The organism is Comamonas sp. MYb69, from assembly GCF_037479315.1.
In the GTDB taxonomy this organism is placed as follows: Bacteria; Pseudomonadota; Gammaproteobacteria; order Burkholderiales; family Burkholderiaceae_C; genus Comamonas.
In genome coordinates this window covers 46,040-71,684 of sequence record NZ_JBBGZG010000019.1, presented here as the reverse complement: position 1 = coordinate 71,684, position 25,645 = coordinate 46,040, and the positions used below count along the sequence as shown (strand labels likewise).

The window sequence follows — 25,645 nt, the reverse complement described above, 5'->3', positions numbered from 1 at the left end:
AACCCTTCGCAAGCACCGCTGGTGCTTATTCCCTTGATCGATAGGGAATGCAGGCGCCTGATGACCCGCGCATAACACCGCTGCGCCCAGCCTGGCGCATGCTGCACTGCAGCAAACGATGGCGTACACTGCTCGCTGTTTTTGTAAAACAGGTTTCATGTCATGAACAAGCGCGCGTTTCTCCACACCAGCCTGGCCGTCCTGGCCGCCACCTCTTCTGCCTATGTCTGGGCAGCGGATGCCAGTGCGCCCAAGCTGATCAAGGTGGGCATTCGCGGTGGTGTGGCAGAAGATCTGTGGAGCGAAGTCGCCAAGGTTGCCAAGACCCGGGGCCTGAACCTGGAGCTGGTGGTGATGAGCGCCTCGGTCAGCCCCAACGAGGCGCTGAACAATGGCGACCTGCAGGCCAACGCCTTCCAGCATCTGCCCTTCCTCGAAGAACAGGTACGCCAGCGTGGCTACAAGATCAGCGCAGTGGGCACGACGATGATGTCGCCGCTGGCCTTCTACTCGCGCAAGCACAAGCGCCTGGAAGACCTGCCCCAGGGCGCCCACATCGGCATCACCGATGACGCCAGCAACCAGGCGCGGGCGCTGATCGTCTTGCGCGACCATGGCCTTATCCGCCTGCGCGATGGCTTTGATCCGTTCAGCCCCAAGGCCGGTCCGGCCGACATCATCGACAACCCGCGCAAGCTGCGCTTTACCGAGGCGCATGCCGTGGTGCTGGCGCGCTCGCTGCAGGACATGGATGCGGCGGCCATCACCAGCAACTTCGCCTTCCAGGCCGGTCTGCGCCCCTTCATCGATGGCATTGCGGTCGAGAAGAGCGAAGGCAACCCCTACGCGGCCCTGATCGCCGTGCGCAGCCAGGACAAGGATGCGCCCTGGGTGAAGCAGCTGGTCGCCTCGTTCCAGAACGACAGCATCCGCCAGCTCATCAACACCAAGTTCAAAGACATGTACGCACCGGCCTTCTGACGATGGCCGCGCACATTGTTTTTGAGCAGGTCGGCAAGAGCTATGACGGCGCCGACGGGCACCCCGGCGCCATGCAGGCGCTGGCCGATATCAGCTTTGAGATCCGCCGGGGGGAGATCTTCGGCATCATCGGCCGCAGTGGCGCGGGCAAGTCGACCTTGCTGCGCACCATCAATGCGCTGGAAGTGCCCAGCCAGGGCCGCGTGCAGGTACAGGGCATCGATCCGGCCCGCCTGCCCGAGGACGACCTGGTGCAGCTGCGCCGCAAGATCGGCATGATCTTCCAGCACTTCAACCTGCTGTCGTCCAAGACCGTCTGGGAGAACGTGGCGCTGCCGCTGCGTGTGGCCGGCACCAGCGCCAGCCAGATGCAGGAGCGCGTGGGCAAACTGCTCGACCTGGTGGGGCTGTCTGCCAAGGCCCAGGCCTACCCGGCGCAGCTCTCGGGCGGACAAAAGCAGCGCGTGGGCATTGCCCGGGCGCTGGTGCATTCGCCCGAGGTGCTGCTCTGCGACGAGGCCACCTCGGCACTGGACCCGGAGACCACGCAATCGATCCTGGACCTGCTGCGCGACATCAACCGCCAGCTGGGACTGACGGTGGTGCTGATCACCCATGACATGGCCGTCATCCGCGCCATCTGCGACCGCGTGCTGGTGCTGGACCATGGCCGCATGCAGGAGCTGGGCGAAGTCTGGCAGGTGTTTGGCGCGCCGCAAAGCGCGGCCTCGCAGGCCATGCTGCATTCGCTCAAGCAAGGCCTGCCCCATGAGGTGGCCCGGCAGCTGCAGCCCGCACCCGATGCCAGCCATAACCAGGCGCTGATCGGCCTGCGCTTTCATGGCCTGCCACCCGGCCAGGGCCTGCCGCTGGCCGCGCTGCAGGCGCTGGAGTCGCTGTGCGGCGGCGCCCAGCTGATCCACGGCGGCCTGGACCATCTGCAAGGCCACAGCGTGGGCCAGCTGATCGTGCGCCTGCCGGCCAGCCCCTTGCCGCCTGTGGAGACCCTGCGCCAGGCCGCAGGCGCCGATACCCTGGAGATTCTTGGCTATGTCCAGCCCCATTGATAAATACCTGCAGGCCCTGGGCCAGACCCTGCTGATGGTCGGCGTGTCCTCGGTCATCGCCATCAGCTGCGGCCTGCTGCTGGCCATTGTGCTGACCGTCACCGGCCCCAAGGGCCTGTATGCGCGCCCGCTGTTCTACAAGGGCCTGTCGGTGCTGGTGAACATCTTCCGCGCCATCCCCTTCATCATCCTGCTGGTCGCGCTGCTGCCGCTCACCCGCGCGCTGGTGGGCACCACCTTGGGCACCTGGGCCGCCGTGGTGCCGCTGTCGGCCAACCTGATCCCCTTCTTCGCCCGCATTGCCCAGGTCAGCCTCAACGATGTGGACCGGGGCCTCATCGAGGCGGCGCGCGCCATGGGTTGCAAGCGCTGGCACATCGTGCGCCAGGTGCTGCTGCCCGAGGCCCTGCCCGGCATCATCGGCGGCATGACGGTCTGCGTGATCGCCATTGTCAACGCCTCGGCCATGGCCGGCGCCGTGGGCGCGGGCGGCCTGGGGGATCTGGCCATCCGCTATGGCTACGAGCGCTATGAAACACGGGTGATGTTCGAAGTCATCGTCATCCTCGTCGCCCTGGTCTCGGTGCTGCAATTTGCGGGCGAATGGCTCGCACGCCGCGCCAACCACAAACACTGAATCTGAAGGAGTTGCCATGAGCCTCAACGAATTTCTGGTCCACAAGCGCAAGGCGGTGCTGGCCCGCGACCAGCGCATCACCGATGGCGAAGTGGGCCCCAGCCCGCTGCATGCCAAGGTGACGGCCGAGGGCCGCACCGGCCTGCGCCGCATGCGCATCCGCGACCACCAGATCATCAGCGACAGTGCCAGCGGCTTTGCCGGCTACGACCTGGGCCCCAGCTCGCCCGAGCTGCAGCTGGGCGTGCTGGGCACCTGCATGGTGCATATCTTCGAGATCCAGGCCGCCGCCATGCAGGTGCCGCTGGATTCGGTCGAGGTCGATGTCTGGGGCAGCATGGATGCGCGCGCCGGCACCCCCGGCTATGAATCGCTGCCGCGTGGCCTGCAAGGCATCCGCTATGAGGTGCGCGTAGGCTCGCCCGCCAGCGATCTGCAGATCGATGCGCTGTATGCGTCGGTCGAGAGCAGCTGCCCCATCCTGAGCCTGCTGCGCAACCCGCAGGAGGTGCATGGCCAGTTGGTGCGCGTATGACGATGCCTGCACTGCAGTTCGGCTACACCATCGTCTATGTGCCCGATGTCGCCGCATCGCTGGCCTTTTTCTCGCAGGCCTTTGGCCTGGCCACCCGCTTTCTGCACCCCTCGGGCAGCTACGGCGAGCTGGAGACCGGCGCCACCACCTTGGCCTTTGCCGACCATGCGCTGGGCCACGCCAACTTCAGCGGCGGCCATGTGGCCGCCTCGGAATCGGCCCAGCCACTGGGTGTGGAGATCGCCCTGGTCAGCGACGAAGTGGCTGCTGCCTACGAGCGTGCACTGGCCGCCGGTGCAACCGCATTGGCGGCCCCCACCACCAAGCCCTGGGGCCAGGTGGTTGCCTATGTGCGCTGCCCGGATGGCAGCCTGGTGGAGCTGTGCTCGCCGGTGGCCAGCGCCTAGCTTATCGCCTCCACCAGCGGCTGCGCATCAAACATCGTGCGCCGGGTGTTCGTGAAATGCGGCCGCACCCGCGCGCTCCAATCTGTCCCCCGCACCGCCAGCCAGGCCGGGCAGCCCATCACCTCGGCATCGACCAGGTCATAGCAGGCGAGCGACAGCGGCCCATGGTCCAGGTTCAGGTAGCGAAAGGCCTGGGCGGTGCCGGCCACGGCTGCTAAGCCGGGCAGATGCTCCTGGTCATACCAGGCAAACAACTCGTCCTGCCAATCGGCCTCGGGGTCCATCTCCACAGCGTAGTGCACCGGCGTGGCTTCACCGTTGGCCGGACCGATACAGTGCATCACCAGCTGCAGGCGCGAGAGCTCGCAAGCGGCCAGGCCGGCGCTGCCTGCGCTCTGCAAGCGGCGCTCGGCCTGCCGCGTTTGATCGGCGCTCAGCGGCTGCGGGCTGCCGAGTGCGAAGTACAGATAGGCGATGCCTTGGGGCTGCTGGGCCACGCGTACTAGCCGCAGATCAGCAAAATCCCTGCGCAGTAGCGCCAACGCGGCCTGCGCCAGCGTGGTGGCGGTTTCATGGGCTGCCGGCGTGCAGCGCAGCAGCAGGCTGTCGATAGCGGTAGCAGGTGTGGGTGCGGGCATCAGTGGCCAATCTCAAAAGCGTTCAAAAAGCGCGACACCATGTTGTAGGCGCCGATGGTGGCAAACAGCTCCACCTGCTCTTGTGCATTGAAGCGCGCAGCCACCTGCGCGAACAAGGGCTCGGGCACCTGCAGATCGCGGGTCAGCGCATCGGTCACCGCAATGGCCAGCTGCTGCAGGCCATCCCAGGCCGGGCTGGCGGTGGTGCCGGTGTCGCGCGTCGCATCGATGGCGGCCTGCGTCACGCCGGCCTTGAGCGCATGCGGCACATGGGCCTCGAACTCATAGGCGGCCTGGTTGAGCATGGCCACCCGCAGGATGATCAGCTCGCGCAGCCCCGCATCGATGCTGCTGTAGTTGCGCACGGCAGAGAGCATCTGCTCCCAGCCTTTCGCAATGGCGGGGCTGTGCAGCAGCACCTGGTAGAGCGGCGAGATGCGGCCGCGCTCGGCGCGTATCTGTTGCTCCAGCTCCGCCAGGGCACTGCGGGTGCCTGGCTCAATCGCTTCAATGCGCATGGCAGTCTTTCAGTCTCAATCGGGGGTGATACGGTTGCGGCGGATGATGGCGGTCCACTTCTCGGTATCGGTTGCCAGCTGCTGGGCCAGCGCTTCAGGGCTGGAGCCCACCACCTCGGCACCCGAGGCCTCGATCTTGCGCTGCACATCGGGTGCATGCAAGGCCGCATGGATGGCGCGGCTCAGACTGGCCGCTACCTGGGGGCTGGTGCCCTTGGGTGCAAACACCGCGTACCAGTTGTTCGAATCCACGCCCTTGTAGCCCAGCTCGTCAAAGGTGGGCACGTTCGGGTAGCGGGCGCTACGCTTGGCAGCGGCAATGCCCACGGGCCGGAACTTGCCGCTGTCAATGGCGCCCACCAGGCCGGGAATATCGCCAAAGAATCCATCGACATGGCCGGCCATCAGGTCGGTGATGGCGGGGGCCGCGCCCTTGTAGGGCACATGCATCAGGTTCAGGCCTGCCGATTCATTGAGCTGGATGGCTGCCAGATGCGGCACGCTGCCGGTGCCTGACGAGGCCATGGTCATCGGCTTGTCCTTGCGCTGGCTGGCGGCCTGCACAAAGTCCTTGCCGTCCTTGAAGCTGGTCTGCGCGTTGACCACCATGATCTCCACGTTGTTGACCACCAGCGAGACGGGCACCAGATCGCTGGCAGGCTTGTAGTTCAGCTTGGGGTAGAGCGCGGGGTTGATCGCTACCGCGCCCACGCTGGTCAGCCACAGGGTCTTGCCATCGGGGGCCGAGCGGATCACGCTGTCGGCGGCAATCGCGCCGTTGGCGCCGGGCTTGTTTTCCACAATCACCGGGTGGCCCAATTCCTTGGCCAGCTGCTGCGACATCGTGCGCGCAATGAAGTCCACCGGGCCGCCGGGCGGAAAAGCCACCAAAAGGCGCGTCATCTCGCTTTGCGCCATGGCGCTGCTGGCGCAGCCCAGGGCGGTGCCGAGCAAGGCAGCGTGCAGCCACTGGCGGGCTGCGGGAAAGGCTTGGAATCTCATCGTTGTCTCCTTCAATAATCTTGCTTTATCCGCAGCGCACGGTCATACCGCCGTCCACCACAATCTCGGTGCCCGTCACAAAGCGCGATTCGTCACAGGCCAAAAAGAGCGCCGCATTGGCGGTGTCGCGCCCATCGCCCATGAAGGGCAGCGGAATACGCGCCTGGCGCTGGGCCAGCAGCGCCTCGACATCGCCACCGGCGCGCTGGCCGGCCAGACGGGTCTCGACCATCGGCGTGTGCAACTGGCCGGGAACGACGGTGTTCACGCGGATGCGGTGCGGCGCGTACTGCACGGCCAGCACCTTGGAAAACTGGATCACCGCCGCCTTGCTCGATGCATAGGCGATCTGCGCCGCACCCGTCCAGCGCATGCCCGAGGTCGATGAGATATTGACGATGCTGCCCGCGCCCTGCGCCTGCATCAGCGGCAGCACCGCCTTGCAGCACAGAAACACGCTTTTGAGGTTGTAGTCCAGCTGGGCATCCCAGACCGCTTCGTCCATCTCGACCGGCCCGCCCTTGGCCGAGCCGCCCACGTTGTTGACCAGCACATCGATGCGCCCCAGCGCCGCCTGGCAGGCCTGCACCGATGCCGCTATCGAGGCCGGGTCCATCACATCGCAATGGCCCGCCACAAACTGGCCGCCCGCACTGCGGATGCTGCCCTCGGTCTCGCGCAGCGCCTGGGCATTGCGGTCTACGCCAAACACCAGTGCGCCTTCCTGCGCAAAGCGGATCGCCGTCGCCCGGCCGTTGCCCCAGCCCGCGCCTGCGGCGCCGGCACCGGTGATGTAGACCACCTTGCCGGCCAGCCGGCCTTGCGGGTTGACGGGGGTGTGGGCATCAAAAATCGCCATGCTTTTTTCCTTGCGAATGTCTCAGGCTGCGAAGCGGTAGAGGCGCTGGGGGTTGTCCACCAGCAGGGCCTGCAGATGCGCCGGATTGGCGCTGAACTGCGCCAGCGCATCGACCAGCACGCCGTCATCGGGCACATGCGTGTGGTTGGGGTGCGGCCAGTCACTGCCCCAGAGCACGCGCTCGGGCGCATGGGCCACCAGCTCCTGCGCCCGCGCAATGCCGTGCTGGTAGGGCGGCGTCGCATCGATGCGATCGATACCGCTGACCTTCACGTAAAACAGCGGCTGCTCCAGTAGCCGCAGCAGTGCCTGGAAATCGGCGCCCTCCCGGCCCAGCGTCGCATCAACACGTCCCATATGGTCGATCACCACCGGGCAGGCCGATTGCTGCAGCACGGGGCCCAGGCTGTGGATCAGCGCGCTCTCAAAATGGATCTGCAGGTGCATGCCCAGCTCGGCCAGCATCGGCGTCAAGGCCACCACGTCCTCGACCGATGCGCCGGTGTTCAGGTGCTTCATGAAGTTGAAACGGATCGCCCGAAAGCCTGCTGCGGCCAGGCGCTGCAGCTCGGCACGCGTTACCGACAGCGGCACCAGCGCCACCCCCAGGTAGCGGCCGCCGCCATGCGCAATCGCATCCTCGACCACGCGGTTGTCATAGCCATGGCAGGCCGATTGCACGATCACGCAGCGGCTAATGCCCAGATGGCGGTGCAGCGCGAACAAGGTCTCCTTGCCGGCATCGGCGGGGGTGAAGCTGCGCGGCTCCGCATACGGAAATTCGTCCACCGGGCCAAACACATGCACATGGCTGTCGCAGCTGCCAGCGGGCAGCACCAGGCTGGGGCGCGAGGGCGCCTGCATATAGGTCTGTACGGGCTGCTGGAGGTCGGGGGTCGGGGCGTTCATGCAAGGCCATCAAAGAGTCGTCTTGAGCGCATTGTGGAACTGCCAGTTTTTTGATCACCTATAAAATCCAAATATCAGATATAGAGGTGATGCATGGATTTTGTGCGCTTGCAGTACTTCATGGCGGTCGCCCAGGCCCAGAGCTACAGCAAGGCCGCTGCAGCGCTGAACCTGAGCCAGCCGACCCTGAGCCGCCAGGTGCAGCTGCTGGAGGCTGAGCTGGGCCAGCCGCTGCTCGAGCGCCATGGCCGGGGCGTGCGGCTGACTGAATCGGGCAAGGCCATGCTGGCCCATGGGCGCAACATCAGCGCGGCCGTCGATGCCGCCAAGGCCGACATGGCCGCGCGCCTGCAAAGCCCGCGTGGCAAGGTGCGCCTGGGCCTGCCGCCGCTGGTGGCCAGCCTCATCACGCCCGATGTGGTGCAGCAGTTTTTGCAGGCCTGCCCCGATGCCTCGATCATTGTCGAAGAGAGCCTGAGCATTCGCCTGCGCGAATGGCTGCTGGCCGACCGGCTCGACGTGGCCGTGCTGTTTGACCCCAGCCCCACCCCGCAGCTCTTGACCGAGCCGCTGGCGCGCGAGCCCCTGGTGCTGATCAGCACCCGCCCCTTGCCCGAGCGGGTCAAGGTCGCCCAGCTGGTGGACTACCCGCTGGTGCTGCCCAGCCGCCCGCAGGCACTGCGCATGATTTTTGACGACGCGGTCGAAGACCAGCAGCTGCCGCTGCGCATCGTCGCCGAGGTTGATTCGATCAAGATGGTGCTGTCCCTGGTCGCCCGCAATGTGGGCTGCTCGGTCGTGCCCGCCAGCGCTGTGAAGACCTGGCCGGGCAGTGCGCCGGTGTTTACCGCCCAGGTCAGCCATCCGGTGATCCGCAACCGCATCGTGCTGGCCACACCGGCCGCGCGGCCGCACAACCGCCTGGTCAAGGCCGTGCACGGCATCCTCAAGCCGCTGATGAAGCAGCATTTCAGCGCATAAATCCACGTCGCTTCAGCGCGCGCCCCAGCGGCGTTTGCGCCAGCCCATGGCTGCTTGGCGGCTATTTGTTTCAGAAATTCTTGAAATATCCGGTACACATCAGGCAGCGATGGACTTTATTTCTCACCACAATGGACATTTTTTCTCACACAAGACAAGGTCTGTAGCAGCGACTGCTTCGGGCCCTCTGCACAACGCCCCATCCCGGGCCTTGCGCAGAGGGCTGCTGCGCCTGCCAGGCCCAAGACAGATTCGAGGATCGATATGACACAACAAGCGCGTGTACCGTCACTGGCCGTGCGCCTGCTGCTCGGCGTGCTGGGCGCAGTGCTGGCCATCGCCGGCCTGGCCTTTCTGGTCGGCGGCGGCAAGCTCATCAGCCTGGGCGGCAGCTGGTACTTTTTGCTGGCGGGCCTGGGCCTGCTGCTGTCGGGCGTGCAGGTGCTGCGCGGCCGCCGCTCGGGCGGCTGGTTGTACCTGACCACCTTTGCCGCTACGGTGCTGTGGGCCCTGGCCGAAGTGGGGCTGGACTACTGGAGCCTGGTCTCGCGCCTGCTGGCGATGACCTTTGGCGCAGCGGTGGTCAGCGCCTGCCTGCCGCTGCTGCAAGCGGGCGCCCCGCGCGCGCGCAGCAACAAGGGCCCGCTGGCTTTGGCGGGCGTGCTGCTGCTCGTGGGCCTGGTGAGCTTTGCCTCCATGTTCCAGATCCATCCCGAGGTGCAGAGCCAGGCGGCCATCAGCCGCAAGCCGGTCGATGCAGCCAGCGCGCAAAAGGACTGGAGCCATTACGGCAACGGCACGAACAACGACCGCTTTGCGGCGCTGGACCAGATCAATGTGGACAACGTCAACCAGTTGCAAGTGGCCTGGACCTTCCACACCGGCGATGTGCCCAAATCCACCGGCGCCGGTGCCGAAGACCAGACCACGCCGCTGCAAGTGGGTGACAAGGTCTTTGTCTGCACGCCCAGCAACAACGTGATTGCGCTCGATGCCGACACCGGCAAGCAGCTGTGGCGCCACGACACCAACTCGCATGTGGGCGGTGTCTGGGAACGCTGCCGGGGCCTGGCCTACTTTGATGCCAATGCGCCGCTGCCGGTGCCGCAGGTGGCGGGTTCGTCACCCGTGCAGCCCGTTGCGCTGCCCGCAGGCGACCAGTGCCAGCGCCGCATTGTGATGAACACCATCGACGCGCGCCTGTTTGCGATCAATGCCGACAACGGCGAGCTCTGCGCCGGCTTTGGCAACCAGGGCATTGTCGATCTGAAGCAGGGCCTGGGCGCCATCGCCAACCCGGCCTACTACACCCTGACATCGGCCCCCACCGTGGCCGGCACCACCATCGTCGTCGGCGGCCGGGTGGCCGACAACGTCCAGGTCGATATGCCCGGCGGCGTGATCCGTGGCTTTGACGTGATGACCGGCGCGCTGCGCTGGGCCTTTGATGCGGGCTCCAACACGCCCAACGAGGTGCTGGCCCCCGGCGCCACCTACACGCGCTCGTCCGCCAATGTGTGGGCCGGTACCACCTACGACCCCAGCTCCAACACCGTCTACCTGCCCATGGGCTCGCCCTCGGTCGATCTGTATGGCGTGCCGCGCTCGGCCGCCGATCTGAAGTACGGCGCCTCCATCCTGGCGCTCGATGCCTCCACCGGCCATGAGAAATGGGTCTACCAGACCGTGCACAACGACCTCTGGGATTTTGATATTCCGATGGCCCCGACCTTGATCGACTTCCCCCAAAAGGATGGCAGCAGCACGCCCGCACTGGTGGTGGGCACCAAGGCCGGCCAGATCTTTGTGCTGGACCGCCAAAGCGGCCAGCCGCTGACCCAGGTGGACGATGTGCCCGTCAAGCCCGCAGGCATTGCCGGTGAAAAATATGCCGCTACCCAGCGCGTCTCCGTCGGCATGCCGCAGATTGGCACCAAGACCCTGACCGAAGCCGACATGTGGGGCGCGACGCCGCTGGACCAGCTGGTCTGCCGCATCAAGTTCAAGTCGATGCGCTATGAAGGCCTGTTCACCGCGCCTGACACCGATGTGTCGCTGAGCTTCCCCGGCTCGCTGGGCGGCATGAACTGGGGCGGTATCTCGGCCGACCCGAACAACCACCTGATCTTTGTCAACGACATGCGCCTGGGCCTGTGGGTGCAGATGATGCCGCAAAAGCCCAAGGCCGCGCTGTCCGATGGTGGCGAGCAACCCAACACCGGCATGGGCCAAGTGCCGCTGGGCGGCACGCCTTATGCCGTCATCAAGGACCGCTTCATGTCGCCGCTGGGCATCCCTTGCCAGAAGCCCCCTTTTGGCACGCTCTCAGCGATTGACATGAAGACCCAGCAAGTGGTCTGGCAGGTGCCCGTGGGCACCGTGCAGGACACCGGCCCGATGGGCATCAAGATGCGCATGCCGATGCCCGTGGGCCTGCCCACCCTGGGCGGCAGCCTGTCCACCCAGGGCGGCCTGGTGTTCTTTGCCGGCACGCAGGACTACTACCTGCGCGCCTGGAACACCGCCAACGGCCAGGAGATCTGGAAAAGCCGCCTGCCCGTGGGCAGCCAGGGCGGCCCGATGACCTACCAGTCGCCCAAGACCGGCAAGCAGTATGTGCTGATCTCTGCCGGCGGCGCGCGCCAGTCGCCCGACCGTGGCGACTATGTGATTGCCTACGCGCTGCCTGACAAGGCCCAGTAAGTACCTGCATGGGGCCGGGCCACCAGCCAGCAGCCCTTTGACCCACAACCCGCCATGGCCTGCACTGCAAGCCATGGCTTTTTTATCGCCGACGCTCCGCGAAGGGCGCCCATGGTACGCTTGCCCGCTTGTGTCCACGGAGATCCGGCAGTGAGCAAGCAGCAAGGCCAGCAAGAGCCAACCTCTCAACCCCCCCAGGCCGATGAGCCCGGCGCATCGGCAGGCATGCGCCAGGCGCTGCTCGATGCTGGCAAGACCGAGTTTGCCAACTATGGCTATGACGGCGCCCGGCTCGAACGCATTGCCGCCAAGGCCGGCTGCGCCAAGCGCATGCTGTACTACTACTTCGGCAACAAGAAGGACGTGTACCTGGCCGTCATCGAGCAAAGCTACACCGATATCCGCGCCTCCGAAGAAAGCCTGAACCTCGACGCGCTAGAGCCCTTGCAAGCGCTGCATGCGCTGGCCCAGAAAAGCTTTGACTACCACGCCAACAACCAGGCCTTCACGCGCCTGGTGCTGCAGGAGAACTTCCAGGGCGGCGAAATGCTGGGCCAGATCTCCAATACCGAATCATTGCGCCGGGCGGCCCTCACCCCCCTGGAGCGCATCCTGGAGCGCGGCGTGGCCCAGGGCCTGTTCAAGCCCGAGGTCACTGCCACCGATGTGCACTACCTGATCTCTGCGCTGAGCGGCTTTCGCATCGACCACGCCGCCACCTGGCGCAGCCTGCTGCAGGTGGACCTGCTGGGCGATAGCTTGCGCGAGCGCCATCTGCAGATGCTGCTGGACCAGGTGGATGCGCTGGTGTGTGTGCGGGCGGCGCAAGGCTGAGGACGGACGCAGAAACACGGGCCGGTGCGCCGTGTTTGGCAAGCGCCAGCAGAGATCACTGCGGACGTTGGCGTGCAGCGACGCGTGTGGACAGTGCAGGGGACGTGTAGCTCGTATCAAAGCTACAGCCCTTGCCGTAGGTCGCTTCCAGGGCCAGGCAGGCACTGGCGATGCCGGAAGGCGTGGGCTTGGTGCCGTTGTTCACCCACTGCAGCAGCGCGTCCATCAGCGCGGGATAGGTAGGATCGCTGATAAAGCTGTGGGTGCCATTTGTCGTGAAGGTCTGCACCAGACGGGCAGCACTGCCGCCTTCTTGCATCACCTCACGGAAACGAGAGTCGAGCTCCACAAACGCGGTCGGGTCGCTGATCCATTTGGTGGACAGCACCGGCACAGGAATCTTGCCGACCGGGTCGGTGTCGGTGGCGAACTTCTGGTACGCGGCAGGGTTGGCCTTGTAGCGCAGCACGCCGGCGTTCAGGGTCGCATCGTCGGCAGAGCCGGTGTAGACCGCGCCTTCATTGCCGAACGGGCTCTCGCCGCCGGTGCGCTTGGCAGAGATATCCTGGAAGTGCATGGTCGCCCAGTTCATGTGCGACTGGATGGCGCTCTCGGGGATCTTGATCACATCGACGATGGTCTGGATTTTGGCCTTCTGCTCGGGGGTGCGCTCGGCAGCGGGCTTGTTGAGCGCCAGGCATTCGTTGACGCGCAGCGCCACATCCGCCTGCTTCATCGTGACATTGGCGGGCAGGCCGAGGTTGAGTGCGTAAGACTGTTCGTTGGGGCGTGGGTGGTTACCACACAGGTACTGGTAGACCACACGCAGATCGAGCCGGAAATCGTAGGAACGGGTGCCCCCGCCCAGCACGCCACTGGTCAGCAAAACGCCATCGTAGGGGCGCTCGCCGACGGTCTCTAGCGTGAACATCTCCGCGCCCTTGGCTGCCACACCAGCGCCCCAGGACTGGCCATGCAAGATGGTCTTGCTGGGGATCGCCACATGCTTGCGGAAGATGCCGCGCAGACGTTCCGTGTCTTCAGCGGCAGCGCGCACTTCGACACCGCCCTGGCGGTAGGAGGAGCCCGCCCATGCGTAGCCTGACTTCACCATGATGGACCAGCGGGTCAGGTCTTCCAGCGACCGATCCAGATCGGGCGCGGCCAGATCGGGGCCTCCATGCGCATGCATCACCAGGATGCCATTCCACTTTGCCGGCACGGCAATCATGTAGAACGCGCCCTTTGAGTCGCGGCCAGACAGGCATTTCGCGTCGCTGGGCACATCGGCAGGGCAAGTGGCCGTCACGGGCGCTGCCTCGTTGGAGGTGGACGGCCCTTGCAGCACCAGGGAGCCGTCACCGCAGCCGCTGAGCGCGAGCAGCGCCAGCAGGGGCAGGCCGAGTTGGGGAAGAGGTGATTTCATGGTTTGTCTCCTATCAAGCGTTTTTTATGGGTGCGGCTCCCCGCCAGGCTGGCGGACCAGCGCTTGGTTGGCGAGGACCTCCCTATTCTTGGTCGGCTTGCGAAATATTTCAAAGATTTCTAAGATATCAACCGCATACTTTTTAAATATATGGAACTGCGTCATCTCCGGTATTTTCTTGCGGTGGCCGAATGCGGCCATATCACGCGTGCCGCAGAGCGCCTGGGCATCCAGCAGCCGCCGTTGTCGCAGCAGATTCTGGCGCTGGAGAACGCGCTGGGCAGCGCGCTGTTTCGTCGCCATCCCAAAGGCGTAGACCTCACCGATCTGGGCCATGAGCTGCGCGCAGAAGCCGAGCGTCTGCTGGGCGACTTTGCTGCCATGCAGCAGCGCATCGAGGCGTTTGCGCGCGGTGAGCGCGGCCATCTGCGCATTGGCTTCACCAGCTCGGCGGCGGCACATGCCTTCACCCCGGAAGTGCTGCGCACCTGCCGCAAGTCACACCCCGATATCGTGCTGAGCGTCAGCGAGAACAACGCCGCAGAAATCACCGAAGCCGTCGCGGCACAACGTCTGCATTGCGGCTTTTTGCGCGTGCCGGTGGCTCACCCCGATGGATTGGCATTCGAGCCCCTGCTGCGGGAAGAAGCGCTGCTGGCCATTCCGGTAGACCACCGGTTGGCGCACAACAGCGCCCAGCCCGTCATGCTGGAGGAGCTCGATGGCGAAAAACTGGTGCTGGTGCGCAGGCCTGGTGCGCCGGGCCTGTATGCCAATCTGCTGGCGCTGTGTGCACAACGCCATGTCCATGTGGAGGTGGCCGCCGAAGTCGAGCGCATGATGACCAATGTGAACCTGGTGGCAGCAGGCGTGGGCTTGTCCATTGTTCCGGCATCGATCAAAGGATCGCATCGCCATGCGGTGGTGTACCGCTCGCTCGATCCGTCCCTCGATCTTTGGGCGCCGTTGACCTTGGTGTACCGCGCGCATGACTGCGATGGGCCGCTGGGCACGGTAATCGCCTTGGCCAAGAAGCTGGCCAAGCGCCATGCCTCCAAAAGCCGGTGAATCGATGTCCGAATGGCCCGAGCTGAGCCCGGCAAACGCCCCACCATGGTCGCGCAGGGCAATGCTGCTGAGCGGCTTAATGGGCGCATCGCTCGTGGCCACTGAGGGACTGGCCGCCCAGAAAAAGCCAGGCGCTGCGCTGAAGATTTTGGTGGCCTATCCCCCCGGCGGTGTCAGCGATCTGGTGGCACGGGCCTTGGCCAAAGCCATGGCCGATCAGCGCCAGGCGCCGGTGATCGTCGAGAACCGGCCCGGCGCGAGTGGAACCTTGGCGCTGGAACTCCTGCAACGCAGTCCGCCCGATGGCCAGATGCTGGTCTTTACCGCCGCCGCTGCCGTGGGCCTGCTGCGCCACGCGGCCGCGCGGCGTACCCGAACTCCAGCGGGTGCAGCGCCATTGCCGGTGCAGCCCGTGGCGGGTGTCATGCGCACGCCGCTGCTGTTGGTGGGCACCTCCGCGCTCCAAGCCTCCGCGTTCGCCGACATGATCGACGAGGCGCGCAAGCACCCCGGTATGCTGCGCTGGGCAACGACGGGTGAAGGCACGACCGGACACACCGTCTTGCAACGCGTGAGTCAGCTTGCGGGCGTGCGCATCAGCCATATTCCGTACAAGGGCGGCGGGCAGCAATTGACCGATGCGCTCGGTGGCCACTTCGAGCTGCTGTCGACCAACGTCGCACCAAACCAGCTCAGCGCCTTGCGTGACGGGCGCTTCAAGGCCTTGGCGGTAGGCGCACCGCATCGCCTGCCGGTGCTCCCTGAGGTGCCAACCCTCGCGGAACTGGGTTACCCATCCGCAAATCTGGATTCCCTGTTCGGGCTCTTCGCCCCACCGGATACCCCCTCCCAGGCGGTGCTGCATCTGCATGCATTGATCGAGCAAGCCCTTCGCTCGCCTGCCATTCGCCAGACCCTGCTCGATGCCAACAACCAGCCCTACGAGGGCTCGGTGCAGGACTTTGCACGGCAGGTGGAACACGAAACCGATCGTTGATCCAAGCTGGTTGCTATGACATGTTGGGGCCGGTGCATGGGGGTTGCGCATCCCGATCAGTCGAGCTTTACCCTCCATCTGCCTGGAAAATCCGCGCCGCTGATCCGCAGGCGCCTGCGTAAGAAAGGTGTGCTTTTACAACAAACTTCCACCCTTTCCCATCTGCATTTTCCCCAGATCGGCATAAATTAGAACGAGTGTGCTTTTTTTGCTGAAATTCAGCGCTTACCCTGTCGACATGGCCTGCCAGGCTTCCTATGCTCTGTCTTCGAGACAAGCCAGATTTGACGATCGTTCAAACAGCAACCCAAGGAGACAAAGCAATGAAACAAGCCAAGAAATGGATGTGGCTGGCGGCCACCGCCTTGCTCGCAAGCAGCGCTTACGCCCAAAAGGCAGGCGACTGGGTGTTAGGGGCCGGGGCGCTCAATTACTCGCCCCAGGACAAGAGCAAGCCGCTGACCTTTGTCGAGCCCTTTGAGCGCCAGATCCCTGGCTCGGGCGCCGATCTCAAGAGCGCCACCACCTTGGGCCTGAACGTGCACTACTTCCTGACCGACAACTGGGCAGTCGAAGGCGTGCTGGGCATTCCGCCACGTCTTAAGCTCCATGGCGCCGGCACCCTGGAGCCCATTGGTGAGCTGGGTAATGCGCGCCTGTATGCGCCTTCCTTGCTGGGCAAGTACTTCTTTGGCAATGCCGATGACAAGTTCCGCGTCTCGCTGGGCCTGGGTGTCACCTACTCGCAGTTCCGCAATGTGCGGCTGACCAGCGGCCTGCAAAACACGCTGGGCAGTGTGATCGGCGCGCCTCCAGGGGTTGCCAAGACCACCGCCAAGATCGACAGCCAGTGGGCGCCGGTCTTCAACATCGGTGCCAACTACGCGATCGACAAGAACTGGGGCATTACCTTCTCGGTGTCCTATGTGCCGATGAAGACCGATGCCAAGCTGACCACGACGGTCAATGGCAACAAGGTGGCGGTATCGCAGACCCGCCTGACGCTGGACCCGATCATTCCGTTCCTCTACGTCACCTACAAGTTCTGATTTTTCCGAGAGGAGAAGCCCGTAGCGCCTGCGCTGCGCCCAACAAGTGGCCTGTATCCATGAACGCCACAGCATGCGGTGGCTCCAAGCCATCTTTTGCCACCCTGCTCCACGAGCAGGGTTTTTTTTGCCCGCGCGCCGCCCTTGGCATCCGGGCCCACCCGGCCCACAATGGCGCAGGCAGACCCGCCTGAACCCAACCTTTGGAGACCCTATGCCGGCCAAGAAAATCCTGATGATCTGTGGTGACTACTGCGAGGACTACGAAACCATGGTGCCCTTCCAGACCTTGCTGGCCGTGGGCCACCAGGTCCACGCGGTCTGCCCCGACAAAAAAGCCGGCGACCAGATCAAGACGGCGATCCATGACTTTGAAGGTGCGCAGACCTACAGCGAAAAGCCCGGCCACAACTTCACGCTGAACGCTAGCTTTGCCGACGTCAAGGCAGAGGACTACGACGCGCTGGTGATCCCCGGCGGCCGTGGCCCCGAATACCTGCGCAACAACGAAGCGGTGCTGGCCGCCGTGCGCCATTTCTTCACGGCCAACAAGCCCGTCGCCGCCGTCTGCCACGGCGCGCAGCTGCTGGCCGGTGCCGGTGTACTGAAGGGCCGCACCTGCTCGGCCTATCCGGCCTGCAAGGCCGAGGTGGTGCTGGCCGGCGGCAGCTATGCCGACATTGCGGTGGACCAGGCCCATACCGATGGCAACCTGGTGAGCGCCCCTGCCTGGCCCGCCCACCCGCAGTGGCTGGCGCAGTTCCTGGCCTTGCTGGGCACCCGCATCCAGCACAGCTAAACCGTCGCTGCGGTGGCAAGTGCTGGGCCGCCTGCAAGCCCTTGCCATCGCTGCTACCATCGCAGCCCCATGACCGCAGACAGCTACAGCCACCACCTCGCCACCGGCCAGCACTTCGTTGCCGAGGCACAAAAGATTGCCACCACCGATTTCGCTGCCGCCCGCGCGCTGTGGCAGCAGGCGGGCCAGGCCTTTTACCGCGCCCACCAGGCCGACCGCAACCAGCCCGAGGCCGCGCTGCGCCTGGCCCAGGCCTGGATGGCCGAGGCCCATGCCTTGCACAAGGAAGGCTCGCCCAATGCCACGGTGATGTGGCAAAACGCAGCCGCCCAGAACGAGCTGGCCTTTGACCTGGACCCGCGCAATGCCCGCATCGCGATGGCTGCCGCGAGCTGCCACCACTTTGCCGGCGATGCCGAAGCCGCCCAAGCCTGGATGCAGATCGGCCAGCACCTGGCATCGGGCGGCGACCAGGCCCCAGAACCTGGCGACCAAACAGACGACTGACCAGCTCCATATAGCGAATGACGTCTTTGGTTATTCGATAATATTATTTTTTAATCTGAGCGATCAAACGTAGCATGTGGGCCCGTCTACTTGTCCCTGACTGCCTTCCATGCTCAAGCGCCATTTCACCCTCGCCGCCCTGCTGGCGGTTTCTGCCGCCTTTGCCGCGCCTGCCTTTGCGCAGGACAAGCCCCTCAAGCTGGGGGTGACGGCGGGCCCCCATGCGCAGATTGCCGAGGCCGTCAAACAAGCGGCCGCCAAAGAGGGCCTCAGCATCCAGGTGATCGAGTTCAGCGACTTCATCCAGCCCAATGCCGCGCTGGTCGCTGGCGATCTGGATGCCAATGCCTACCAGCACCACCCCTATCTGGACCAGCAGGTCAAGGACCGGGGCTACAAACTGGTGGCAGCGGCCAACACCGTGGTGCTGCCGATTGCGCTGTACTCCAAGAAGGTGAAGTCGCTGGCCGACCTGCCCGCCGGCGCGCAGATCGGTCTGCCCAATGACCCCACCAATGGTGGCCGCGCGCTGCTGCTGCTGCAAGAGCATGGCCTCATCAAGCTGCGCGCCTCGGCCGGCATCAAGGCCACGCCGCTCGATGTTGTTGACAATCCCAAGAAGCTGCGCCTGCGCGAGTTGGATGCCGCCCAGCTGGTGCATGCGCTCAATGACCTCGATGCCGCCGTCATCAACACCAGCTATGCGATTGCCGCCAAGCTCAACCCCAGCAAGGACGCCATTGCCCGCGAGTCGGCCAACTCCCCCTACACCAACCTGATTGCCGTGCGCCAGGCTGACAAGGACAAGCCCTGGGTGGCACGCCTGGTCAAGGCCTACCATTCGGACGAGGTGCGCCAGTTCATCGACAAGGAGTTCCAGGGCTCCATCGTCCCCGCGTTCTGACAGGGGCTAACACCCGTTCAACGCCAGCGGCGCGCAAACTGGCGCGCCTTTTTCCATCACCCTTTGACAAAGCCAGCCCATGAGTGGACAGATCACCCTTAGCCGCGACGGCCATGTCGCCACCTTGTTGATCGACAACGTGGCCAAACGCAACGCGATCAGCCACCAGATGTGGATCAGCCTGGCCGAGCAGCTGGAGGCGCTGGTGCAAGACAGCGATCTGCGCTGCATCGTGCTGCGCGGCGCAGGCACCCAGGCCTTTGGCAGCGGCGCCGATATCGATGAGTTCGAATCGCTGCGCTCGTCCAAGGAAAAGGGCATTGCCTTTGCCCAGCAGGCGCACCGGGCCATGGCCCTGCTGCGCCACTGCCCCATTCCCACCCTGGCAGCGATCCGTGGCGCCTGTGTGGGCGGCGGGCTGGAGCTGGCCGCCTGCTGCGACCTGCGCCTGGCCAGTGACGACGCCCGCTTTGGCATTCCGATTGGCCGCCTCGGTGGTGTGCTCGCCTACCCCGAGCTTGAAGCACTGCTGCATGTCGCAGGCCCGCAGGTGGCGCTGGAGCTGCTGCTCGAAGGCCGCCTGCTCGATGCGCAAGAGGCCCTCAGCAAAGGCCTGGTGACCCGCGTAGTGCCCCAAGCTGCCTGGGACGAGGAGCTGGTCCAGACCATCGCCCGCATCAGCGGCCTGGCGCCGCTGTCAGCGCGCTGGCACAAAAAATTCATCGCCCGGCTGCAAAGCGGCACGCCATTGACGGATGCCGACCAGCAAGAGGGCTACGCCTGCTTTGACACGCAGGATTTCATCGAAGGCTACCGCGCCTTTTTGGACAAGCGCAAGCCGGTATTCACAGGAAAGTAACAGCGTTCATGCAGCCCTCCCCTACCCCGCGCAAAGGCCCGCTGTCGGGCCTCGTTGTTGTTGAGCTCACCAATGTCATGGCAGGGCCTGTTGGCGGCTTGCTGCTGGCCGACATGGGCGCCGAGGTGGTCAAGGTCGAGCGCCTGCCCGGCGGCGACGACACCCGCCGCGCGATCCCGCCCGAGATCCAGGGCGAGTCCGCCACCTTCATGATCGTCAACCGCAACAAGCGCGGTATTGCGGTCGACCTCAAGCACCCCGATGGCCTGCAGGTGGTGCGCCGCCTCATCGACAAGGCCGATGTGGTGATCGAGAACTTCCGCCCCGGCACGATGGAAAAGCTCGGCCTGGGCTACGACGTGCTGCGCGCGAGCAACCCCGGCCTGATCTACTGCAAGATCACCGGTTTTGGCCTCAACGGCCCCTATGCCAAGCGCGCAGGCTATGACCTGATTGCGCAGGGCATGTCCGGCATCATGAGCCTGACTGGCGAAGGCCCGGGCCGCCCGCCCGTCAAGGTCGGCGTGCCGATTGGTGATGTGACCGCCGGCATCCTGGCCTCGACCGGCGTGCTGGCCGCCTACATCGAGCGGCTGCGCACTGGCGAAGGCCAGTATGTCGACACCTCGCTGTACGAGGCCTCGCTGGTCCACACCTACTGGCAGGTGGCGATGGCCTTTGCCACCGGTGAGTCGGCCGGCCCCATGGGCTCAGCCCACCCGGTGGCCGCGCCCTACCAGGCGATACCGACGCAGGACGGCTGGATCAATATCGGCGCGGTGAGCCAGGCCACCTGGGTCGGCATGACGCGCGTGCTGCAGCTCGAGCACCTGCTCGAAGACGAGCGCTTTGCCAGCAACCGCGAACGCATGGCCCACCGAGATCTGCTGATCTCGATCATCACCGAGGCCATGCGCAGCAACACGACCGACTACTGGGTCGAGAAGTTCGAGCAGGCCGGCGTGCCTGCCGGCCCGGTGCGCAAGATCAAGGACATGCTGGAAGACCCGCAGACGCTGGCGCGCGACATGGTGATCGAGGTCGACCACCCCGTCGCCGGCCAGGTGCAGGCGCTGGGCCTGCCGATCAAGTTCTCGCACGGCAATGGCGTCACGCGGCGCGGCGCGCCGCAGTATGGCGAGCACACCGCCGAGGTGCTGCAGGAGCTGGGCTACAGCAGCGAGGACATCGCCGCACTGTCCGCCAGCCAGGCGGTGCAGCTGCACGGGCGCTGAGACCTGCTCCCTGCCCGGCTCGCTGTAGCGGCGGGCTGGGGCGCTATGGCGTGGTGAATGATGCGCGGTATGCCCTGGGGGACACCCCCAGGCTGCGCTTGAACTGGTCGCGCAGCACCTGCACGCTGCGGTAGCCTGCCTGGTCGGCAATCTGCTCCACACGCAGGCTGGTGCTCTCCAGCAAACGCCGCACTTCCTCCATCCGCGCCTGCGCCAGCCAGGCGCTGGGCGCCATGCCGGTGCCTGCCGTGAAACGGCGCAAGAAGGTGCGCCGGCTCATTGCCAGCACCTCGGCCATCGCGGCCACCGTCCAGTCCCGCCGCAGATCGGCGCGTACCTGGTCCAGCAGCTGCGCCAGCTTGCCCGATGTATCGGCCACGAGCGGCTGCTCGATGAACTGCGCCTGCCCACCGCTGCGGTGCGCAGCAACCACCAGGCGCCGCGCAACGCTGTTGGCCGCCTGCACGCCAAAATCGCAGCGCACCAGATGCAGCATCAGGTCGAGGCCCGCCGCACTGCCCGCCGAGGTAAAGATGCGCCCATCCTGCACGTACAGCACCTGGGCATCCACGTCGATGGCCGGGTAGCGCTGCGCCAGCGCCTGGGCGTAGCGCCAGTGGGTGGCGGCACGGCGCCCGTCGAGCAAGCCGGCGGCGGCCAGCACAAAGGCGCCCGAGCATATCGATGCCAGGGTGGCCCCGCGCTGCGCCGCGCGCCGCAGGGCTTGTTGAAGCGCGGGCGGGACCGGCTCGTCCAGGCCGCGCCAGCCGGGCACCACGATCAGGTCCGCCTGCTCCAGCAAGGCCAGGTCGACACTGGCCTGCACCAGCAAGCCCCCCTGGGCCCGCAACGGGCCCGGCTCCACGGCCACGCTCGCAAAACGGTACCAGCCCTCACCCATCTCGGGCCGCTCCAGGCCAAACACCTCGGCCACCATCGAGAACTCAAAGGTGCAAAGACCGTTGTAGACCGGTGCGACGACCAGCGGGCCCAGCAAGCGTGCAGACATTGGCGCAAATCCTTCCCTTTATGTCTTCTGCGCCAATTGTAGACAACAGGGTCGATCCGCAAAATCGCTGGCATGTTTACCAGGAGTATTTCATGAGCCGCTATGTCAGCCAGATTCCCGCTGCCGCCAGTGCCGATGCCGTGGCGCATTTCTCCCGGTCCTTCACGTTCGAGACCGACTGCTGGGATGTGCACGATGCCCTAGGCCAAGGCCAGCCCGACTTTGTGCTGCTCGACGTGCGCAGCGCCGCGCTGTATGCACAGGGCCATGTCCCTGGCGCGCTGCATCTGCCGCACGGCAAGATCGTTGCGAGCAAGCTGGCGGCCTGGCCCGCCGATACGCTGTTTGTGACCTACTGCGCCGGCCCGCACTGCAATGGCGCGGCCCGGGGCGCCTTGCGCCTGGCGCAGTTGGGCAGGCCCGTGAAGATCATGGCCGGCGGCATCACCGGTTGGCTGGATGAGGGGTTTGCGCTGGCAACGGCACCCTGACAGCGCGCAACAAGGGATGCATGCAATGGCATCCCTTGTTGCGCAAGCTTCCATGCCCCCGTGCCCCATCGCGCTGGCACTGGGTCAGCCGCCGGGGGCAGGCACCCGGGATGCGCGCTTCCTCAGCGTTGGCCCCACACCTGCTTGAGCTGCGCCGTCGTCTGCAGCATCGCCTGCGGGCCGGCCACCCCCAACAGGTACCAGACCTGCGGATCCAAAAACACCACCCTGCCCTGCTGGCCCGCAGCGCTGTTGCGGATGGCCTCGTTGTTGAACAGCTCGGTGCTGGCGACGACAGGCTTGCCGTCGCGGCCGGTGGTGCTGCCGGTGCCGGCATTGCGGTCGATCACATAGAGCCAGGCGGGGTTGAGCTGGCGGATCTCTTCCATCTTCATCGGCACGCCGCGCGGCTTGCTGGCGTCGGCGGGCAGGGCAGGTTTGACACCCAGCACATCGTGCAGCAGGCCAAAGCGTGCGCCGGGAGGCTGGGCATTGAGCGTGGTGCTGATGGCCAGCACCAGGAGGCCGGGTGCCTGCTGCTGGGCCAGTGCGCGGGTGCTGTCCACCTCGGCGCGCACCCGCTGCATCAGCTGCTCGCCCTGGGCCTCTTTGCCCCACAGCGATGCGAGCGCCACCACATTGCGCTGCATATCGGCCAGCAGCTGCTGGTTGTTGACGCTCAGGTCCACGGTCGGCGCAATCTTGCTCAGGATCTCGTACTTGCCGGCGCTGCGGCCCGCCACGACGATCAGGTCCGGCTGGATGTGGCTGAGCGCATCAAAATCGGGCTCGAACAGGCTGCCCGCTGGCAGGTAGCGCGCATCGGCATAGGCCTGCATATAGCTGGGGAAGTTGGCCTTGGCCAGGGCAGTCACTGGCAGCTTCAGTGCCTGCATGGTGTCGAGCGATGCCAGGTCGTAGACCACGACTCGCTTGGGCGCCAAGGGCACCACGGTGCTGCCCTTGGCGTGTTGCACGGTGATCGTCGCCGGGGCCTTGGGGCTGGGGGCTTGCGCAAAGGCGGCAGGTGCGGCAAACAGCGACGTGGCGAGGGCGGCAGCGGCGCTGGCGCGCCAGCAGGCCGTGGTCAATGGCTGGGTCATGTCTTTCTCCAATGCATGTCAATCAAATTGAGGCGGCGCCCGCAGGCATGCGGGGCGCCGCGCGGTGGTTTAGAACTTCAGGTTCATGCCGACCCAGTAACGGCGCCCATCCTGCACGGTGGCGTAGTCTTCGTAGTACACGTCCTTGTCGAACAGGTTGTAGATGCCGGCAAAGAAGGTGGTGTTCTTGTTGTAGTGGAACGAGCCGCCCACATCGAACATCGCATAGCTGCCAGCGACCCAGGTGCGGGCCGAGCGGCCGCCAGTGGGCTGGCTTTCCTTGCCCCGGTACGAGAGCTTGGTCCAGCCGTTCCAGCGGTCCGAGGGCTTCCAGTCGAGCGCAACATTGAGCATGTGGCGCGGCAGCTGCGACAGCGGCTGGCCGGCAAACTCACCGCTCTTTTGCTCCGACCTGGTGAAGGTGTAGCTGGAGTTCAGGTCCAGGCTGCGCGCCAGCGGCATGGTCAGCGTTGCCTCGATGCCGCGCGTCACCGCCTTGTCGATATTGATATTGGTCGTGGGCGTGTTGCCGGACGAATTCAGCGGCCCACATTCGGGGCAGGCAATGCGGGTGATCTTGTCGCGGAAGTCGTTGTCAAACACCGTCAGGCCTGCCGACAGGCCGGCGCCATCGTTGTAGAGCACGCCCACTTCCTTGGACAGCGATTTTTCCGGCTTCAGGTCCGGGTTGCCGTAGATATTGCCGCCCCGGCTGGCCTGGCCCCAGTCGCCCAGGGTCTGGCGCAAGGATGGCGCGCGGAAGCCGGTGGAGACGCCGCCCTTGACGGTCCAGCGCGGGCTCAGGTTCCACACGCCATACAGGCGCGGGCTCCATTGCGAGCCGCCCTTGCTGTCGTGGTCATAGCGCAGGCCACCGGTCAGCGCAAAGTCCTCGCGCAGGCGCCATTCGTCTTCGGCAAACCAGGCGTACTGGGTCCGGTCGGCGGTGGTGCGGTTGCTGCCGGGCAAGGTGTTGGTGGTGGTGTCGGTCAGGTCCTGCTGGTTGTAGTACAGGCCGGTGCTGACGATGTGCGCCTCGCCCACCGGAATCACCCAGCTGCTGTTGGCCACCGTATTCTTGATGGTCATCTCGCGCGAGATATTGCGCGTCTTCTCATGCTGCACATAGGTATCGGACGAGGCCCAGCCCCAGCGGCCCTTGTGCTGCAGCGAGTAGTTCTCGCGCTCGAACTTGCGGTCGGACAGCGCACCGGTCTCCAGCAAGGTCTTGCCCGGGGTGGAGATGAAGTGCTGCTTGGCCGATCCCAGCTCGGCAATGATGTCGTGGTCCTTGTTGGGCGTGAGCGCAATGCGGGCGTTGAGCGCCTTGGTGTCGCTGTCGTTGTAGCCCTGGTAGATGCGGTCTTCGTCGCGCTTGCTGTAGTTGCCGTAGAGGCTGATGCCCAGCAGCTCTTCCTTGATCGGGCCCGAGAGGTAGAAGTTGCTCTGGTAGGCATTACCGGATGCGGAGCGCTCCTGCAAGGTCGCGTCGGCACGCAGCGAGCCGTGCCACTTTTTGGCCACCTTGCGCGTGATGATGTTGACCACGCCGCCCATCGCGTCCGAGCCGTAGAGCGAGGACATGGGCCCGCGCACCACCTCGATGCGTTCGATGGCCTCGAGCGGCGGCACCCAGCTTTGGTCGGTCCCCGTCGAGCCATTGGTCTGCGTCTCGCGCGTGCTCATGCGCTTGCCATCGACCAGGATCAAGGTGTAGTTGGCACCCATGCCGCGCAGGCTGATGTCGTTGGAGTTGTTGTCCGACGGCGTCATGATGACACCGGGCACATCGCGCAGCGCGTCATGCAGGTTGCTGTACGCGCCCTGCTCGAGCTTCTCGCGCGGAATCACGGTGATCGAGGCCGGCGCCTGGGTCACTTCCTGCTCAAAGCCTGCGGCTGTCACCACCACGGTGCCCAGCGTTTTGTCGCTGGCAGCTTGCTCGGCAACATCGGTGGCATCGGCCGCCTGCGCGGCCGCTGCGCCATGGACCAGCATGCCGGCCACCACGCCCGCGATGGCGCGCAGTGCATGGCGCTGGGGCGCCGATGGCAGTGGGTGGAAATCAAGACGCAGAGGCCGTGCTGGCGCGCGACCCGCTGCCAACGGGGCAGAGGAGGACATGGG

Annotated in this window: 26 protein-coding genes; 17 read left to right on the top strand and 9 right to left on the bottom strand. The window is 65.3% G+C overall.

Annotated elements, in window-relative coordinates:
- The first annotated feature begins 162 nt into the window (after positions 1–162).
- Genes WH303_RS21690 through WH303_RS21670 form a run of 5 tightly spaced genes read left to right on the top strand, consistent with a single transcriptional unit; the run spans position 163 to position 3,627 of the window.
- Positions 163–981: a MetQ/NlpA family ABC transporter substrate-binding protein gene (locus WH303_RS21690; protein WP_339521075.1), complete on the top strand. Its 819-nt coding sequence runs from the start codon at positions 163–165 to the stop codon at positions 979–981.
- Positions 982–983: 2 nt separating this feature from the next.
- Positions 984–2,048 carry a methionine ABC transporter ATP-binding protein gene (locus WH303_RS21685; RefSeq protein WP_339521074.1) on the top strand — a complete coding sequence of 355 codons (1,065 nt, stop codon included), beginning with the start codon at positions 984–986 and terminating at the stop codon, positions 2,046–2,048.
- On the top strand, positions 2,032–2,685 hold the full coding sequence (locus WH303_RS21680) for a methionine ABC transporter permease (protein ID WP_339521073.1): 654 nt from the start codon (positions 2,032–2,034) through the stop codon (positions 2,683–2,685). Before WH303_RS21685 ends, WH303_RS21680 begins: the two co-directional genes overlap by 17 nt.
- Before the next feature lie 16 nt (positions 2,686–2,701).
- On the top strand, positions 2,702–3,220 hold the full coding sequence (locus WH303_RS21675) for an OsmC family protein (RefSeq protein WP_339521071.1): 519 nt from the start codon (positions 2,702–2,704) through the stop codon (positions 3,218–3,220).
- 11 nt (positions 3,221–3,231) lie between these two features.
- Positions 3,232–3,627: a VOC family protein gene (locus tag WH303_RS21670; RefSeq protein ID WP_027010674.1), complete on the top strand. Its 396-nt coding sequence runs from the start codon at positions 3,232–3,234 to the stop codon at positions 3,625–3,627.
- On the opposite strand, the gene WH303_RS21665 is transcribed toward WH303_RS21670, so the two are convergent.
- Genes WH303_RS21665 through WH303_RS21645 form a run of 5 tightly spaced genes read right to left on the bottom strand, consistent with a single transcriptional unit; the run spans position 3,624 to position 7,553 of the window.
- Complete coding sequence (locus tag WH303_RS21665) at positions 3,624–4,265, bottom strand: hypothetical protein (RefSeq protein WP_339521070.1); 642 nt, start codon at positions 4,263–4,265, stop codon at positions 3,624–3,626. The genes WH303_RS21670 and WH303_RS21665 overlap by 4 nt on opposite strands.
- Positions 4,265–4,783, bottom strand: a complete 519-nt coding sequence (locus WH303_RS21660) for a carboxymuconolactone decarboxylase family protein (protein WP_021025962.1) — start codon at positions 4,781–4,783, stop codon at positions 4,265–4,267. Before WH303_RS21660 ends, WH303_RS21665 begins: the two co-directional genes overlap by 1 nt.
- 15 nt (positions 4,784–4,798) lie before the next feature.
- Complete coding sequence (locus WH303_RS21655; protein ID WP_339521069.1) at positions 4,799–5,785, bottom strand: Bug family tripartite tricarboxylate transporter substrate binding protein; 987 nt, start codon at positions 5,783–5,785, stop codon at positions 4,799–4,801.
- 25 nt (positions 5,786–5,810) lie between these two features.
- Complete coding sequence (locus WH303_RS21650) at positions 5,811–6,644, bottom strand: SDR family NAD(P)-dependent oxidoreductase (RefSeq protein WP_021025964.1); 834 nt, start codon at positions 6,642–6,644, stop codon at positions 5,811–5,813.
- A 21-nt stretch (positions 6,645–6,665) separates the two neighbouring features.
- The gene (locus WH303_RS21645) at positions 6,666–7,553 is read right to left on the bottom strand and encodes an amidohydrolase family protein (RefSeq protein WP_339521068.1); all 888 of its coding nucleotides are present in this window, start codon (positions 7,551–7,553) and stop codon (positions 6,666–6,668) included.
- Between the two features lie 93 nt (positions 7,554–7,646).
- On the opposite strand from WH303_RS21645, the gene WH303_RS21640 reads away from it, so the two are divergent.
- The 3 genes from WH303_RS21640 (at position 7,647) to WH303_RS21630 (ending at position 12,071) form a co-directional block, all read left to right on the top strand.
- The gene (locus WH303_RS21640; RefSeq protein ID WP_339521067.1) at positions 7,647–8,534 is read left to right on the top strand and encodes a LysR family transcriptional regulator; all 888 of its coding nucleotides are present in this window, start codon (positions 7,647–7,649) and stop codon (positions 8,532–8,534) included.
- 264 nt (positions 8,535–8,798) lie between these two features.
- The gene (locus WH303_RS21635; RefSeq protein ID WP_339521066.1) at positions 8,799–11,237 is read left to right on the top strand and encodes a membrane-bound PQQ-dependent dehydrogenase, glucose/quinate/shikimate family; all 2,439 of its coding nucleotides are present in this window, start codon (positions 8,799–8,801) and stop codon (positions 11,235–11,237) included.
- Between the two features lie 150 nt (positions 11,238–11,387).
- Positions 11,388–12,071 carry a TetR family transcriptional regulator gene (locus tag WH303_RS21630; RefSeq protein ID WP_339521065.1) on the top strand — a complete coding sequence of 228 codons (684 nt, stop codon included), beginning with the start codon at positions 11,388–11,390 and terminating at the stop codon, positions 12,069–12,071.
- A gap of 55 nt (positions 12,072–12,126) precedes the next feature.
- On the opposite strand, the gene WH303_RS21625 is transcribed toward WH303_RS21630, so the two are convergent.
- Positions 12,127–13,497, bottom strand: coding sequence for a hypothetical protein (locus WH303_RS21625; protein ID WP_339521064.1), 1,371 nt, complete (start codon positions 13,495–13,497; stop codon positions 12,127–12,129).
- Between the two features lie 150 nt (positions 13,498–13,647).
- On the opposite strand from WH303_RS21625, the gene WH303_RS21620 reads away from it, so the two are divergent.
- The 8 genes from WH303_RS21620 to WH303_RS21585 all read left to right on the top strand — a co-directional run bounded on the left by WH303_RS21620 (position 13,648) and on the right by WH303_RS21585 (position 20,915).
- Positions 13,648–14,565 (top strand): LysR family transcriptional regulator, encoded by a 918-nt coding sequence (locus tag WH303_RS21620; protein WP_339521063.1) that lies wholly within the window; start codon positions 13,648–13,650, stop codon positions 14,563–14,565.
- A gap of 4 nt (positions 14,566–14,569) precedes the next feature.
- Entirely contained in the window at positions 14,570–15,562 is a 993-nt protein-coding gene (locus WH303_RS21615) for a Bug family tripartite tricarboxylate transporter substrate binding protein (RefSeq protein ID WP_339521062.1), read from the top strand.
- 323 nt (positions 15,563–15,885) lie between these two features.
- Positions 15,886–16,611 (top strand): OmpW/AlkL family protein, encoded by a 726-nt coding sequence (locus WH303_RS21610; RefSeq protein ID WP_027010678.1) that lies wholly within the window; start codon positions 15,886–15,888, stop codon positions 16,609–16,611.
- 214 nt (positions 16,612–16,825) lie between these two features.
- A complete protein-coding gene (locus tag WH303_RS21605) occupies positions 16,826–17,410 on the top strand; it encodes a DJ-1/PfpI family protein (RefSeq protein WP_339521061.1) in 585 nt (194 codons plus the stop codon).
- Between the two features lie 69 nt (positions 17,411–17,479).
- On the top strand, positions 17,480–17,917 hold the full coding sequence (locus tag WH303_RS21600) for a hypothetical protein (RefSeq protein ID WP_339521060.1): 438 nt from the start codon (positions 17,480–17,482) through the stop codon (positions 17,915–17,917).
- 109 nt (positions 17,918–18,026) lie between these two features.
- Positions 18,027–18,821 (top strand): MetQ/NlpA family ABC transporter substrate-binding protein, encoded by a 795-nt coding sequence (locus tag WH303_RS21595; RefSeq protein WP_339521059.1) that lies wholly within the window; start codon positions 18,027–18,029, stop codon positions 18,819–18,821.
- Between the two features lie 79 nt (positions 18,822–18,900).
- Positions 18,901–19,680, top strand: coding sequence for an enoyl-CoA hydratase-related protein (locus tag WH303_RS21590; protein WP_339521058.1), 780 nt, complete (start codon positions 18,901–18,903; stop codon positions 19,678–19,680).
- An 8-nt stretch (positions 19,681–19,688) separates the two neighbouring features.
- Positions 19,689–20,915 carry a CaiB/BaiF CoA transferase family protein gene (locus WH303_RS21585; RefSeq protein ID WP_339521057.1) on the top strand — a complete coding sequence of 409 codons (1,227 nt, stop codon included), beginning with the start codon at positions 19,689–19,691 and terminating at the stop codon, positions 20,913–20,915.
- 43 nt (positions 20,916–20,958) lie between these two features.
- On the opposite strand, the gene ftrA is transcribed toward WH303_RS21585, so the two are convergent.
- Positions 20,959–21,924, bottom strand: coding sequence for a transcriptional regulator FtrA (ftrA, locus tag WH303_RS21580; RefSeq protein WP_339521056.1), 966 nt, complete (start codon positions 21,922–21,924; stop codon positions 20,959–20,961).
- A gap of 92 nt (positions 21,925–22,016) precedes the next feature.
- Here ftrA and WH303_RS21575 point away from each other — a divergent pair, with 92 nt between their 5' ends.
- Positions 22,017–22,415 carry a rhodanese-like domain-containing protein gene (locus tag WH303_RS21575; RefSeq protein WP_312989871.1) on the top strand — a complete coding sequence of 133 codons (399 nt, stop codon included), beginning with the start codon at positions 22,017–22,019 and terminating at the stop codon, positions 22,413–22,415.
- A 122-nt stretch (positions 22,416–22,537) separates the two neighbouring features.
- Here the strand turns inward: WH303_RS21575 and WH303_RS21570 are convergent, their stop codons facing one another.
- Together WH303_RS21570 and WH303_RS21565 are read right to left on the bottom strand one after the other, a co-directional pair.
- Positions 22,538–23,518: a siderophore ABC transporter substrate-binding protein gene (locus tag WH303_RS21570; RefSeq protein ID WP_339521055.1), complete on the bottom strand. Its 981-nt coding sequence runs from the start codon at positions 23,516–23,518 to the stop codon at positions 22,538–22,540.
- 69 nt (positions 23,519–23,587) lie between these two features.
- A complete protein-coding gene (locus WH303_RS21565; protein WP_339521054.1) occupies positions 23,588–25,642 on the bottom strand; it encodes a ligand-gated channel protein in 2,055 nt (684 codons plus the stop codon).
- Positions 25,643–25,645 lie beyond the last annotated feature (3 nt).

Excerpts from the sequence above, each read along its gene's own strand:
- WH303_RS21690 (WP_339521075.1), top strand. The coding sequence starts at position 163 with ATGAACAAGCGCGCGTTTCTCCACACCAGCCTGGCCGTCCTGGCCGCC.
- WH303_RS21685 (WP_339521074.1), top strand. The coding sequence starts at position 984 with ATGGCCGCGCACATTGTTTTTGAGCAGGTCGGCAAGAGCTATGACGGC.
- WH303_RS21680 (WP_339521073.1), top strand. The coding sequence starts at position 2,032 with ATGTCCAGCCCCATTGATAAATACCTGCAGGCCCTGGGCCAGACCCTG.
- WH303_RS21675 (WP_339521071.1), top strand. The coding sequence starts at position 2,702 with ATGAGCCTCAACGAATTTCTGGTCCACAAGCGCAAGGCGGTGCTGGCC.
- WH303_RS21665 (WP_339521070.1), bottom strand. The coding sequence starts at position 4,265 with ATGCCCGCACCCACACCTGCTACCGCTATCGACAGCCTGCTGCTGCGC.
- WH303_RS21660 (WP_021025962.1), bottom strand. The coding sequence starts at position 4,783 with ATGCGCATTGAAGCGATTGAGCCAGGCACCCGCAGTGCCCTGGCGGAG.
- WH303_RS21655 (WP_339521069.1), bottom strand. The coding sequence starts at position 5,785 with ATGAGATTCCAAGCCTTTCCCGCAGCCCGCCAGTGGCTGCACGCTGCC.
- WH303_RS21650 (WP_021025964.1), bottom strand. The coding sequence starts at position 6,644 with ATGGCGATTTTTGATGCCCACACCCCCGTCAACCCGCAAGGCCGGCTG.
- WH303_RS21645 (WP_339521068.1), bottom strand. The coding sequence starts at position 7,553 with ATGAACGCCCCGACCCCCGACCTCCAGCAGCCCGTACAGACCTATATG.
- WH303_RS21640 (WP_339521067.1), top strand. The coding sequence starts at position 7,647 with ATGGATTTTGTGCGCTTGCAGTACTTCATGGCGGTCGCCCAGGCCCAG.
- WH303_RS21635 (WP_339521066.1), top strand. The coding sequence starts at position 8,799 with ATGACACAACAAGCGCGTGTACCGTCACTGGCCGTGCGCCTGCTGCTC.
- WH303_RS21625 (WP_339521064.1), bottom strand. The coding sequence starts at position 13,497 with ATGAAATCACCTCTTCCCCAACTCGGCCTGCCCCTGCTGGCGCTGCTC.
- WH303_RS21620 (WP_339521063.1), top strand. The coding sequence starts at position 13,648 with ATGGAACTGCGTCATCTCCGGTATTTTCTTGCGGTGGCCGAATGCGGC.
- WH303_RS21615 (WP_339521062.1), top strand. The coding sequence starts at position 14,570 with ATGTCCGAATGGCCCGAGCTGAGCCCGGCAAACGCCCCACCATGGTCG.
- WH303_RS21610 (WP_027010678.1), top strand. The coding sequence starts at position 15,886 with ATGAAACAAGCCAAGAAATGGATGTGGCTGGCGGCCACCGCCTTGCTC.
- WH303_RS21605 (WP_339521061.1), top strand. The coding sequence starts at position 16,826 with ATGCCGGCCAAGAAAATCCTGATGATCTGTGGTGACTACTGCGAGGAC.
- WH303_RS21600 (WP_339521060.1), top strand. The coding sequence starts at position 17,480 with ATGACCGCAGACAGCTACAGCCACCACCTCGCCACCGGCCAGCACTTC.
- WH303_RS21595 (WP_339521059.1), top strand. The coding sequence starts at position 18,027 with ATGCTCAAGCGCCATTTCACCCTCGCCGCCCTGCTGGCGGTTTCTGCC.
- WH303_RS21590 (WP_339521058.1), top strand. The coding sequence starts at position 18,901 with ATGAGTGGACAGATCACCCTTAGCCGCGACGGCCATGTCGCCACCTTG.
- WH303_RS21585 (WP_339521057.1), top strand. The coding sequence starts at position 19,689 with ATGCAGCCCTCCCCTACCCCGCGCAAAGGCCCGCTGTCGGGCCTCGTT.
- ftrA (WP_339521056.1), bottom strand. The coding sequence starts at position 21,924 with ATGTCTGCACGCTTGCTGGGCCCGCTGGTCGTCGCACCGGTCTACAAC.
- WH303_RS21575 (WP_312989871.1), top strand. The coding sequence starts at position 22,017 with ATGAGCCGCTATGTCAGCCAGATTCCCGCTGCCGCCAGTGCCGATGCC.
- WH303_RS21570 (WP_339521055.1), bottom strand. The coding sequence starts at position 23,518 with ATGACCCAGCCATTGACCACGGCCTGCTGGCGCGCCAGCGCCGCTGCC.
- WH303_RS21565 (WP_339521054.1), bottom strand. The coding sequence starts at position 25,642 with ATGTCCTCCTCTGCCCCGTTGGCAGCGGGTCGCGCGCCAGCACGGCCT.